The organism is Caulobacter sp. AP07 (assembly GCF_000281955.1).
GTDB lineage: Bacteria > Pseudomonadota > Alphaproteobacteria > Caulobacterales > Caulobacteraceae > Caulobacter.
Genome location: NZ_AKKF01000305.1, coordinates 1 through 12111, shown reverse-complemented (window position 1 = coordinate 12111; position 12111 = coordinate 1). Strand labels below are relative to the sequence as shown.

Below are 12111 nucleotides of genomic sequence, written 5' to 3'. Positions count from 1 at the left end.
GTGGCGGCGGGCCCCTCCCTCTCTCAAAGAGAGAGGGATTCCGTGTGCGGGCGCTCCTGAAGCCCCCTAGTGCTCGCGGCCCGTGCGCCAGAAGGTCTGGGTCAGGGGCTCGAGCAGGTAGGCCAGGGCCGAGCGCTTGCGCAGCGGGATCAGCACCTCGACCGGCAACCCGGCCTGCAGGCCCGACTGGGCGCCGCGGACCTGGCGGATCTTGTCCAGTTCCGAGGGCGGGGCGGAGACCTCGGCGCGGAAGAATTGCGCCCCGGTCTTCTCGTCGGTGAAGCTGTCGGCCGACAGCTCGGTCAGGGTGCCTTCCAGCAGCGGCAGGTCGCGCTCGTGCAGCGAGGTGAAGCGAATCTGGGTCTTCTGGCCCGGATGCAGGTCGTCGGCGTCGTTGGGCGAGACCTTGGCCTGGATCACCAGCCGGCGGTCCTGCGGCACGATCTCCATCAGGGTCTGGCCTGGCGAGACCACGCCGCCCACCGTGAAGACGTTGAGGCCCACCACCTTGCCGCCCTCCGGGGCGCGGACCGTGGCGCGGGCCAGCTGCTCGCGGGCGGCCAGCACCTTGGGCTGCAGATCGTCGAGGCGCACCTGGACGTCGCGAAGCTGGCCGGCGACCTCCTCCATGCGCTCGCGCTCCAGCGACAGGGTTTGCAGCCGGGTCTCGCCGACCGCCTCGTTGGAGCGGGCGATCTGGGCGCGATAGGCGCCGTCCTCGCCGGTCAGGGACGCGGCGCTGCGCTGCAGGGCCAGGACGCGGGTCTTGGGCGCATAGCCCTTGGCGGCCAGTTCCTGGACCCCGGCCAGCTCTTCCTCGATCAGCCGCTGCTGCTGGCGGTTGGCGTCCAGCTGGCGCTCGGCCCCGCTGGTCTGCTGGCCCAGTTGCAGGACGCGCTGGTTGAGCACGCCGCGCTGGGTGTTGAGGGCGTTGCGGCGGGCCTGGAACTGCAGGCGCTGCAGCCGCAGGGCGTCGGCGGCCAGCGGCTGGTCCTCGGGCGCCAGGTTGGCGAACTCCGGCGGGGCCGAGAAGCCGTCAAGCCGGTCGCGCTCGGCGACCAGCCGGGCGCGCTGGGCCAGCAGGGTCAGCATCTCGCCGGTCATGCCGCGTTCGCTGGCCCGCAGCTCCGAGGCCGAAAGCTCCAGCAGGACCTGGCCCTTGACCACGCTCTGGCCTTCCGTGACGCGGATGCCGGTGACCACGCCGCCTTCGCGGTTCTGCACGGCCTGGCGGTTGCCGGCCACCGCGATCACCCCGTGGGCGTAGGCCCCGGCGTCGAGCGGCGCCAGCGCCGCCCAGCCGACGAAGCCGATGAAGAACACGCCGGCCACCGCGCCGCCGATGCGGATCATCCGGGCCGGATCGTCGGACAGGCGCGGCGGGACCGTCGCTGGGTTGGAAGCAATGGCGGTCATGGCTTGGCGGCCTGCAGAGCGATGGCGGTAGAGCTGGGGCCGGGGCTGGGGGGGCCGTTGGGGCGGGGCGGAGTCTGCGCGGCGGCGGCCATCTGGGCGATGACCTCGGCGCGAGGGCCGATCCGCTCGAGCTGGCCGTCGCGCAGCACCAGCAGGCGGTCGGCGATGTTGAGGATGCCGGTGCGATGGGCGACGATCATCACCGCCGCGCCCCGGGACTTGGCCGCCAGGATCGCCTGGTTCAGGGCCTGTTCGCCGTCCGCGTCGAGCGCCGAGTTGGGCTCGTCGAGGATCAGCAGCGTCGGGGCGCCGTACAGCGCCCGGGCCAGGGCCACGCGCTGGGCCTGGCCTGCCGAAAGACCCCGTCCGCCGGCCCCCAGCAGGGTGTCATAGCCTTTGGGCAGGCGCAGGATCAGCTCGTGGACGCCGGCCGCCTGGGCGGCGACCACCACGGCGGCGTCGATGACCGCGATGTCGTCCGCCACCTGTTCCTTGGTGTCGCCCCACACGGCGAAGCGCGAGATGTTGTCCTTGATCGAGCCGGCGATCAGCGCCGAGTCCTGTGGCACATAGCCGATGTGGCGACCCAGGCGGTCACCGTCCCAGTCGGTCAGGTTGGCGCCGTCCAGGCGCACCGTGCCGGCGTCGGGCGTGATCGCCCCGGCCGCCAGCCGCGCCAGGGTGGTCTTGCCGGCCCCGCTGGGTCCGATGACCCCGAGCACTTCGCCCGGCGACAGGCGCAAGGACACCCCGCGCAGCAGGATGGGGCCCTCGCCGGGCGCGCGCACCGCCACCTGTTCCAGGGCCAGGGCTCCGGTCGGGGTCGGCAATTGGGTGCCGGAAACCTCGACGCCCTTGTTCGGGAACAGCTTGATCAGGTTGTTGAGCGCGCCGCGCGCCTGGCCGACCACCGTCCAGGCGCCGACCACCTGTTCGACCGGCTGGAGGGCGCGGCTGAGCAGCACCGAGGCGGCGATGATCGCCCCGGCCGAGATCTGCTTCTCGACCGCCAGCCAGGCGCCCAGGCCCAGGGCCGCCGACTGCAGGAACATCCGCGTGAACCGAGTGGCCGCCGCATAGCCGCCGCCGGTGAACTGGGCCTTGGCCGACAGGTCCAGGCCCGTACGGCGATCGGCCAGCTGCCGTTCGCGCAGGGCGCCGCGCATGCCCAGGGCCCGTACGACCTCGGCGTTGGCCGCGGCCGCCTCCTGCGAGGCGTAGGCCTGGGACTGGGCGATGAAGGCTTCGCGGGCCCGGGTCCGGGTGGCGCGTTCGTTCAGCACCGCCAGGGTCACCAGCACCACGCCGCCGACAACGGTCAGCGCGCCCAGGGCCGGGTGGATCATGAACGCCACCAGCACGTAGATCGGCGTCCAGGGAATGTCGAAGGCGGCCGTGGCCACCGGCCCGGACAGCGCCTGGCGGACGATGTCGAACTCGCGCATGCCCTGCGACGACGATCCCGGCGCCATGGCGCTCATCAGCTTCTGCAGGATGCCGCCGGCCAGCAGCCGGTCCAGGCGCAGGCCGGCCAGGGTCAGCAGCCGCGAGCGCACCGTCTCCAGCGCCGTCTGGACGCCCAGGGCGAAGGCCACGACCAGGGTCAAGTACAGCAGGGTCAGGCGGCCTTCGGTCGGCACCACCCGGTCATAGACCTGCATCATGTAGATGGTCGGGGCCAGCAGCAGCACATTGATCAGCGCACTGAACACCGCGACGGCCATGAAGTGCGGCTTGCAGGCGCGCAAGGCGGCGGCCAGCGGCGGCGGCAACGGGGCGTCCAGGAATTTCACGCGTCTCTCCTTAGAGAGAGCGCCCCCGCTCTCTCCCCGGCTCTTCGGCCGAACGTATGTACGTATCACGCTTAGGATATTCCCTAGCGTCTCGTCCTTGCAATATGCAAGAATCACGACACGAACGTGTCCGTTCGGGGTTTATTCCACGAAGGCGGGGGCCGCGACCCGCCGGCCCAGCAGGAAGGCGTCGGCCACGTGGCGCAGGGGCGTGACGTCGACATCCGACCCGCCCGCCGCGATCAGTTCGGCGAACCGGGCGTAAAGCCCCGGATATTCGGCCTCGGGCTGCTCATGAACCAGGGCCCCGTCGATCCACAGCCTGGAGCCGCCGTGCGACAGGCGTAAGAGCCCGCCGTCGGTGTCGACCTCGATGTCCCAGCTCTGCGGACCGGTCTGCAGGAAGTCGAACGTCGCGCTGATCGCCACCCCGGCCGTGTCGACGAAGGCCAGGTCGGCGGCGATCGGCGACTGGCGGTTCTCCGGCACGTGCAGGGTGGCGCTGGTCAGGAAGAACGGCCGGGGCAGCACGGCCGTGGCGATCGACAGGGCGTTGATGCCCGGGTCGAACACCCCCAGGCCGCCCGGCTCCCAGATCCAGTCCTGACCCGGATGCCAGACGCGGACGTCTTCCTTCCAGAGGATGCGGGCGGCGGTGATGGTCTTGTCGGACAACCATTCGCGCGCGGGCGCCACGGCGGGGGCGTGGCGCGAGTGCCAGGTGGTCTGCAGGGTGACGCCGCGGGCCTGGGCGACCTGGCGCAGGTCCTCGACCTCGCTCAGGGTGGCGCCGGGCGGCTTCTCCAGCATCACGTGCTTGCCGGCCTCCAGGGCCTGGCGCGCCAGGCCGTGGCGCACCTGGGGCGGGGTGCACAGGGCGACGGCGTCGAAGGCCACGCCGCTGGCCAGCAGCTCGTCCAGCGTATGGAAGTTCGGCAGCCCCGCCTGCTCGGCGTGGCGGCTGACCACGGCGACCAGTTCGAAGCGCGGGTCGGCGGCCATGGCCGGCAGGTGCTGGTCGCGGGCGATCTTGCCCAGGCCGATCAGGGCCACGCGGATGGGGGTGGCGACGGACATGGGGCCTCACGACTCTGGGAAACTTTATTTGTAGGATAAATGATCGGTCGAGCTTTGGATGTCAAACGCCATCGATTTCCCCTCTCTCAAAGAGAGAGGGATTCCCCCCTACGCCCCCAGCAGCTCAAAGCTCGCCGCCAGCCCGTCGACCGCGTTGTTGGCCACCCACAGGTCGAACATGCCCGGCTCGGCGATCCACCGGTCGTTGTCGCCGACGAACATCAGCGCGCTACGCTCCAGGCTGAAGCGCACCTCACGCTTCTCGCCGGGCTTGAGGGCCACGCGGACGAAGCGCTTGAGCTCGCGGACCGGCCGCGTGCGGCTGGCCACCCGGTCGCGGACATAGAGCTGGACCACGTGCTCGCCGGCCACGTTGCCGGTGTTGGCCACCTGGGCGGTGACGACCAGCTTGCCCGTCCAGGCCAGGCGGGTGGTCGACAGCTTGATGTCGCTGAGCGCGAACGGCGCGTAGCCCAGGCCGTGGCCGAACGGATAGAGCGCCTCGTTGCGGGTGGTGCGCCAGCGGGCCTTGTACTCCTGGCTGTCGTCGGCCTGGGGGGCGGGACGGCCGGTGGTGCGATGGTTGTAGGCGAAGGGCTCCTGGCCGCTCTCGTGCGGGAAGCTGACCGGCAGGCGGGCGGAGGGATTGACCTTGCCGAACACCACGTCGGCCACCGCGTGGCCGGTCTCGGTGCCCAGGAACCAGGTGGCCAGGATGGCGGGCGCGGCCTTGACCGCGCCCTCCAGCACCAGGGCCCGGCCGTGGCGCAGCAGCACCACCGTCGGCTTGCCGGCGGCGGCCACCAGCTCGGCCAGCTGCTGCTGGACGCGCGGCAGGCCGATCTCGGTGCGCGACTGGGCCTCGCCGGACATGTTCTGGCCTTCGCCCACCGCCAGCAGCACGACGTCGGCGGCCCTGGCGGCGGCCACGGCCTTGTCGTAGCCGCCAGGGATCAGGGTCTCGACCTCGCAGCCCTGGGCGACGATCAGTTGCGACGGGTCGGCCATCGCCTCGCGGATTCCGGTCGCCAGGTCGACGCCCAGGGCCTTGTCGCCGAAGAACGCCCACGGCCCCAGGATGTTGTCGCGGTCCTCGGCGAACGGACCGATCAGGGCGATGCGCTTGCCCTTGGCCGGCAGGGGCAGCAGGCCACCGTCGTTGCGCAGCAGCACGATCGACTTGCCGCCCGCCTCGCGGGACAGGGCCCGGGCCGCCGGGGTCGCCGTCTGGGCGGCCTGGGCCTTGGGGTCGATCGAGCGGAACGGCCGGTCGAACAGGCCCAGGGTCTCCTTCAGGCTCAGCACCCGGCGCACGGCGTTGTCGACCGCCGCCATCGGCGCCAGGCCCTGGGCGACCAGCTCGGGCAGGTAGCGGCTGTAGAGCCCGCTCTGCATGCTGATGTCGACGCCGGCCAGGATCGCCAGGCGCGCGGCGTCGCGGTCGTCGGCGGCGAAGCCGTGCGCCACCAGCTCCTGGTCGGCGGTGTAGTCGGAGATCACCACGCCCTTGAAGTTCCACTCGCCGCGCAGGATATCGGTCAGCAGGTGGTGGTTGGCGGTGGCCGGCACGCCGTTGATGTCGTTGAAGGCCGACATCACCGCCAGGCAGCCGGCGTCGAAGGCGGCCTTGAACGGCGGCAGGTGCACCTCGCGCAGGGTCGCTTCCGAGATCTCGACGGTGTTGTAGTCCAGGCCCGCCATCACCGCGCCATAGGCGGCGAAGTGCTTGGCGGTGGAGAGCAGGCTGTCGTTGGCGGTCAGGTCGCGGCCCTGGAAGCCGCGCACCCGGGCCTGGGCCATCACCTCGCCCAGGAACACGTCCTCGCCCGAGCCCTCGGCGCCCCGGCCCCAGCGCTGGTCGCGGGCCACGTCGACCATCGGCGCGAAGGTCCAGTGCAGGCCGTGGGCCGAGGCCTCGATCGCGGCGGCCCGCGCGGTGCGCTCGGCCAGGACCGGATCGAAGCTGGCGGACTCGGCCAGGGGGATCGGGAAGATGGTCTTGAAGCCGTGGATGACGTCGGCGGCGAACAGCAGGGGAATCCCCAGCCGCGAATGCTCGACGGCGGCGGTCTGGGCCAGCAGCGCGCCCTCGACCCCGACGCCGTTCATCAGCGTGCCGATCCGGCCGGCCCGGGTGTCGGCCAGGATCTGCTGGGTGTTGCGGGTGTTGACCAGCGGATTGATGTCGCCGACCGGCGGACGGATCATGTCGGAATAGCACGACAACTGGCCGGCCTTCTCGTCCATGGTCATCTGGGCGATCAGGGATTCGACCCGCGACGAGGCCGCCCTGGCCGTCGCCCTCCCCGACAGCGCCAAACCCGCCAGGCCCCCGACGCCGGCGAGGACCGCGCGCCGGCCCACGCCTTGCCCAGGGGGACCCCGCCGCCCATCACCAACCGCCATGGATTCTCCCCAACTGAAGCTTTCGCCAAACTCGCCAGAAACGCCGTGCGGTGCAATGGTGCGTTACCCTAAGGGCGAGCCAAACGCCCCAGACCCGGAGAAGCCGCATGACCGCCCGCTGGCACATCGATGTCCGACTGGGCGACGCCCCGCCCGAGGCGCCGCTGCGCAGCGCCGTGGTCGAGGCCGACACCGAGGTCGACGCCCTGCGCCTAGTGTTGGCCCAAGCCGAGCGCGACCGCGACGACTTCGAGGAACTGCTGCAGGACGGCCAGGAGGAGGTGTTCTCCCGCACCGAGGTGATCGAGGGGCGGACGGACTGAAGACGCGGCGGACTTGCCCCCTACGGGCCTTCGGCCGTCTTCCCCCATAGGGGGCAGGGCAATCACATATGCAAAAGCTTGTCATCCCGGACAAGCGAAGCGCAGATCCGGGACCGCCGGAAGCGCCGGCGCTCAGGCGTCGGTCCCGGATCTTCGCGCTGCGCGCTCGTCCGGGATGACAGGCCTTTTTGCTGAAAATAACCCCTGCCCATAGGGGAAAGAACGCCGCCCCCTAGGACGTCAACGCCCCGCGCCGCAGCATCGCGATGTGCCCGGCGATCAGCGCCTCGCGCTCCACCCACGGGAACTCTGGCCGGGCGATCAGCAGCGAGACCAGCCCGTGCAGCCCCGCCCACAGGGTCTGGGTCAGTCGCAGCGGGTCGTCCTCGGCTGTCAGCCCGTGGGCGTGCAGGTCGGAGATCATCGCCGCGAAGGCCTTGAAGGTTTCGACCCCGGCGGCCATCGGCCGGCCCCCGGTGCGCGCCAGGAACGAACCGTCGTGGCTCTTCTCGATCATGAACGCCACGCGATAGGCGTCGGGCTGTTCGAGGCCGAAGTCGATATAGACCCGCATCGCCTTGTCGAAGGCCTCCGGGGTCGGGGACCAGTCCGCCTTGCCCGCCTCCATCCGCGCCGCCAGGCCGGCGAAGGCCCGCACGCACAGCTCGGCGATCAGGTCGTCCTTGGTGGCGAAATAGGCGTAGAGGGCCGGCTGCGAGATGCCGGCGGCCTCGGCGATCTGCCGGGTCGAGACCGTCTGCAGGCCCTTGTCGCTGAACAGCCGCAGGGCCGCGTCGAGGATTTCCTCGCGGCGTTCGCCGCCCTGCCCCTTGGGCTTGCGAGGAGATCGGACCTGCGGCGCCTTCATCGTTTCCACCCTTTCCCCGACCGCGAGCGGCTTGACAAGTCGCGATAATCTATCACTGATAACTTATCATTGATCGATAGTCGAGGGCGGGCGTCATGGGCGGGCGGACGAGAGACATCAAAGCCTGTCATCCCGGACGTAGCGAAGCGCAGATCCGGGACCGCCGGAAGCGCGGCGTTCACGCGCCGGTCCCGGATCTGCGCGCTGCGCGCTTGTCCGGGATGACAGGGATTGTTGGCCTGGTGTCCGTGGCTTTCGCCCTCGCCGCCTGCGGTCCCGCCAAGACCCCGCCCGCCCCGCCCCCGCCCCAGGCCGTCGAGGCCGTGGCGGTCGCCGCGCCGCGCGCCGAAGGCGGCGTCACCGCCACCGGGACCCTGGAGCGCCGCCGCGAGATGGCGCTGTCGTTCCGCATCGCCGGGGTGCTGACCAAGGTGAGCGTCGAGGCCGGTGACCCGGTCCGGGCCGGCCAGGTGCTGGCCACCATCGACCCAGCCGCCGTCGACGCTCGCCAGCAGGCCTCCGGCGCCGACCTCGACAAGGCCCGCCGCGACCTGGCGCGCGCCAAGGCCCTCTACGCCAAGGGCTATGTCGCCAAGGTCCGCGTCGACGACGCCGAGAGCGCGGTGAAGGCGGCCAGCGCCGCCTATAGCGGCGCGGCCTTCGACCGCCGCTGGGCCCAGCTGGTCTCGCCCGCCTCGGGCGTGGTGCTGAAGCGCAACGCCCAGGCCGGCGAGGTGGTCCAGGCCGGCCAGGCCGTGGTCAGCGTCGCCGACCTCAACAGCCCGCTGGTGCTGCGCGTCCCCCTGGCGGCCCGCGACGTGGCCGGGGTCGCGGTCGGCTCGACCGTCGAGGTCGGCGTCGACGCCCTGCCCGGCCAAACGCTGACCGGCCACGTCACCCGCGTCGGCCAGGCCGCCGACAGCCGCACCGGCGCGGTCACCGTCGAGATCGAGGTCGCCGCCCGCCCGGAGCTGCGCAGCGGCCAGATCGCCACCGCGCGCATCACCTCGCGCGCCCCCGCCACGAACGCCGCCTTCGCCCGCATCCCCGCCGAGGCCGTGCTCGAAGCCTCGGGCGACAAGGCCGCCGTGCTGCGGCTCGACGGCGGTCCAGGGGGAATGAGGGCCCGCCGCACGCCCGTGCGGTTCGGCGGCTTCGACGGCGACGACGCCCTGGTCGCCGGCCTGCCCGACGGGACCCGGGTGATCACCGCCGGGGCCGGCTTCGTCTCGGACGGCGACCGGGTGGCGGTGACCGACCCGAAGGCGCTCAGCGTGCGAGCCGCCAAATGAAGTTCGACATCCCCGGCTTCGCGGTCCACCGCTGGCAGTTCACCCTGGTCGCCTTCGGCCTGCTGGTCATGCTGGGGCTGAACGCCTTCTTCAGCGTGCCGCGCTCGGAGGACCCGCACTTCCCGATCCCCATCGTCGTCATCCGCGCCGTGCTGCCCGGGGCCGAGCCCTCGGAGATGGAGCAATTGGTCGCCGACCCGATCGAGGACGCCGTCGACGGGCTGGACAGCATCGACAAGGTCGAGTCGACCAGCCTGGACGGCGCGGCGGTGATCCGCGTCCACTTCACCTGGGACGTCGATCCCGAGCGCAAGTACGATCAGGTGGTCCGCGAGGTGAACGCCATCCGCGGCGCCCTGCCGGCCGGTCTCGCGCGGCTGGACATCGAGCGGGCCCGCACCACCGAGGTCGCCATCGTCCAGGCCGCCGTGACCAGCGACGTGTTGCCGATGCGCCGGCTGGAGAAGGTGGCCGACCGGCTGCGCGAGCGGCTGGACCGCGTGCCCGGCGTCCGCCAGGCCCGCTATTACGGCGCCCCGCCGTCGGAGGTGCGGGTGTCGCTGGACCTGGCCCGGCTCTCCGCGCTGAAGCTGCCCGCCACCGCCGTTTCCGACGCCCTCAAGGCGGCCGGGGCCGAGGCCCCGATCGGCGCCGTCCAGGCCGGCGACCGGCGCTTCAACGTCAAGGCCGGCGGGGCCTTCCGCTCGCTGGACGCCGTCAAGAACACCCCGGTGCGCGCGATCGGCGGCCAGGTCGTGCGGGTGCGCGACGTGGCCCAGGTGGCCTGGGCCCAGGCCGAGCCCACCCACCTGACCCGCTTCAACGATCGCCGGGCGGTGTTCGTCACCGTCACCCAGAAGGACGGCCAGGACGTCGCCAAGATCACCCAAAGCGTCGACAAGGTGCTGGACGACTACGAGAAGACCCTGCCGGCCGGGGTGAAGCTGGAGCGCGGCTTCGTCCAGGCCAGGAACGTCGAGCACCGGCTGGGAAACCTGTTCCGCGACTTCGGCATCGCCCTGGCCCTGGTGCTGATCACCCTGCTGCCGCTGGGCCCGCGGGCCGGGCTGGTGGTGATGGTGTCGATCCCGCTCAGCCTGCTGATCGGCCTGTCGATGCTGCAGGCCTTCGGCTTCACCCTGAACCAGCTGTCGATCGCCGGCTTCGTGCTGGCCCTGGGCCTGCTGGTCGACGACAGCATCGTCATCACCGAGAACATCGCCCGCCGCATCCGCGAGGGCGAGGACCGCACCGAGGCGGCGGTCAACGGCGCCAACCAGATCGCCCTGGCGGTGCTGGGCTGCACGGCCTGCCTGATGCTGGCCTTCCTGCCGCTGATGGCCCTGCCGGCCGGGTCCGGGGCCTATATCCGCTCGCTGCCGGTGACGGTGCTGTGCACGGTAGGGGCGTCGCTGCTGGTCTCGATGACCATCATCCCGTTCCTGGCCAGCCGGGTGCTGGACAAGCATTCCGACCCCGAGGGCAACCCGCTGCTGCGGGCGGTGAACGGCGGCATCCACCGCTTCTACCGGCCGGTGCTGCATTTCGGCCTGGCCCGGCCGTGGCTGTCGCTGGCCATCCTGCTGGCCATCTGCGCCACCACCCTGCCGATGCTGAAGATCATCGGCTCCAGCCTGTTCCCGGCCGCCGAGACCCCGCAGTTCCTGGTCCGGGTCGAGACCCCGGACGGCAGCCCGCTGGATCGTACCGACCGCGCCCTGCGCTTCGTCGAGGCCCGGCTGAAGGCCGAGCCCGACATCACCTGGCGGGCCACCAACCTTGGACGCGGCAATCCGCAGATCTTCTACAACGTGCAGCAGCACGAAAGCGCCACCACCTATGGCGAGGTGTTCGTCAGCCTGAAGGCCTGGGAGCCGGGCAAGAGCGACAAGGTGCTGGACGACCTGCGCCACGATTTTTCCCGCTTCCCCGGAGCGCGGATCAGCGTGGTGACCTTCGAGAACGGCCCGCCGATCGACGCGCCGATCGCCGTGCGCGTCACCGGCCAGAACCTGGAGGTGCTGAAGGCCATGGCCGCCCGCGCCGAGGCGGTGCTGAAGGCCACGCCCGGGACGCGCGACGTGACCAACCCCGTGCGGCTGGACCGCACCGACCTCGACCTCGGCGTCGACGAGGGCAAGGCGGCCGCCCTGGGCGTGCCGGCCGGGGCCCCGCGCCGCGCCGCCCGCCTGGCGCTGTCGGGCGAGGAGACCGGCCGGTTCCGCGACCCGGACGGCGACGACTACGCGGTCAAGGTGCGGCTGCCGATGGGGGCGGCGAACGCGGCCGCCCAGACGGGGGACCGCAACGCCCTGGCCGACCTGTCGAAGATCTACGTGCCCACCGCCGAGGGCGAGGCCGCGCCGCTGGGTTCGATCGCCTCGCCGGTCCTGCGCTCCAGCCCGGCCCGCATCGACCGCTTCGACCGCGAGCGGACGGTGACCGTGTCGTCCTACGTCCAGACCGGCTACCTGACGGCCAAGGTCACCCAGGACGTCGTCGACCGCCTGGCCCGCGAGCTGCCGACGCCCCCCGGCTACCGCCTGACGTTCGGCGGCCAGGCTGAGGCCCAGTCCGAGAGCTTCGCCGGCCTGGGCGCGGCGGTGATGGTGGCGGTGTTCGGGATCCTGGCGGTGCTGGTCCTGGAGTTCCAGAAATTCAAGACCGCCCTGGTGGTGGCCGGCATCATCCCGTTCGGCCTGTTCGGGGCGGTGGCGGCGCTGTGGATTACCGGCCATTCGCTGAGCTTCACCGCGACGATCGGGCTGATCGCGCTGATCGGCATCGAGATCAAGAACTCGATCCTGCTGGTCGATTTCACCGAGCAGCTGCGGCGCGATGGCATGGGCCTGCACGACGCCATCGAGCGGGCCGGCGAGGTGCGGTTCCTGCCGGTGCTGCTGACGAGCGTGACGGCGATCGGCGGGCTGCTGCCG

8 protein-coding genes are annotated in these 12111 nt (G+C 71.6%); 3 read left to right on the top strand and 5 right to left on the bottom strand.

Annotation, left to right across the window (positions count from 1 at the left end; all coding sequences use genetic code 11):
* Positions 1-66 precede the first annotated feature (66 nt).
* The 4 genes from PMI01_RS25305 to PMI01_RS25290 all read right to left on the bottom strand — a co-directional run bounded on the left by PMI01_RS25305 (position 67) and on the right by PMI01_RS25290 (position 6692).
* Positions 67-1416, bottom strand: coding sequence for an HlyD family type I secretion periplasmic adaptor subunit (locus PMI01_RS25305; RefSeq protein WP_007676453.1), 1350 nt, complete (start codon positions 1414-1416; stop codon positions 67-69).
* A complete protein-coding gene (locus tag PMI01_RS25300) occupies positions 1413-3209 on the bottom strand; it encodes a type I secretion system permease/ATPase (protein WP_007676437.1) in 1797 nt (598 codons plus the stop codon). Before PMI01_RS25300 ends, PMI01_RS25305 begins: the two co-directional genes overlap by 4 nt.
* 141 nt (positions 3210-3350) lie before the next feature.
* Complete coding sequence (locus PMI01_RS25295; RefSeq protein ID WP_007676434.1) at positions 3351-4286, bottom strand: Gfo/Idh/MocA family protein; 936 nt, start codon at positions 4284-4286, stop codon at positions 3351-3353.
* Positions 4287-4394: 108 nt separating this feature from the next.
* Positions 4395-6692, bottom strand: a complete 2298-nt coding sequence (locus PMI01_RS25290) for a glycoside hydrolase family 3 N-terminal domain-containing protein (RefSeq protein WP_007676431.1) — start codon at positions 6690-6692, stop codon at positions 4395-4397.
* Positions 6693-6799: 107 nt separating this feature from the next.
* Here PMI01_RS25290 and PMI01_RS25285 point away from each other — a divergent pair, with 107 nt between their 5' ends.
* On the top strand, positions 6800-7015 hold the full coding sequence (locus tag PMI01_RS25285; RefSeq protein WP_007676428.1) for a hypothetical protein: 216 nt from the start codon (positions 6800-6802) through the stop codon (positions 7013-7015).
* Positions 7016-7247: 232 nt separating this feature from the next.
* Here the strand turns inward: PMI01_RS25285 and PMI01_RS25280 are convergent, their stop codons facing one another.
* On the bottom strand, positions 7248-7883 hold the full coding sequence (locus PMI01_RS25280; RefSeq protein WP_007676425.1) for a TetR/AcrR family transcriptional regulator: 636 nt from the start codon (positions 7881-7883) through the stop codon (positions 7248-7250).
* Positions 7884-8131: 248 nt separating this feature from the next.
* On the opposite strand from PMI01_RS25280, the gene PMI01_RS25275 reads away from it, so the two are divergent.
* Both PMI01_RS25275 and PMI01_RS25270 read left to right on the top strand, forming a co-directional pair.
* A complete protein-coding gene (locus PMI01_RS25275) occupies positions 8132-9175 on the top strand; it encodes an efflux RND transporter periplasmic adaptor subunit (protein ID WP_035038456.1) in 1044 nt (347 codons plus the stop codon).
* Positions 9172-12111 (top strand): efflux RND transporter permease subunit (locus PMI01_RS25270; protein WP_007676419.1); only part of this gene is annotated, 2940 nt, incomplete at its 3' end. The genes PMI01_RS25275 and PMI01_RS25270, both read left to right, overlap by 4 nt.

Bases quoted from the DNA above. Each gene is read 5' to 3' on its own strand.
- PMI01_RS25305 (WP_007676453.1), bottom strand. From the start codon at position 1,416: ATGACCGCCATTGCTTCCAACCCAGCGACGGTCCCGCCGCGCCTGTCC.
- PMI01_RS25295 (WP_007676434.1), bottom strand. From the start codon at position 4,286: ATGTCCGTCGCCACCCCCATCCGCGTGGCCCTGATCGGCCTGGGCAAG.
- PMI01_RS25290 (WP_007676431.1), bottom strand. From the start codon at position 6,692: ATGGCGGTTGGTGATGGGCGGCGGGGTCCCCCTGGGCAAGGCGTGGGC.
- PMI01_RS25285 (WP_007676428.1), top strand. From the start codon at position 6,800: ATGACCGCCCGCTGGCACATCGATGTCCGACTGGGCGACGCCCCGCCC.
- PMI01_RS25280 (WP_007676425.1), bottom strand. From the start codon at position 7,883: ATGAAGGCGCCGCAGGTCCGATCTCCTCGCAAGCCCAAGGGGCAGGGC.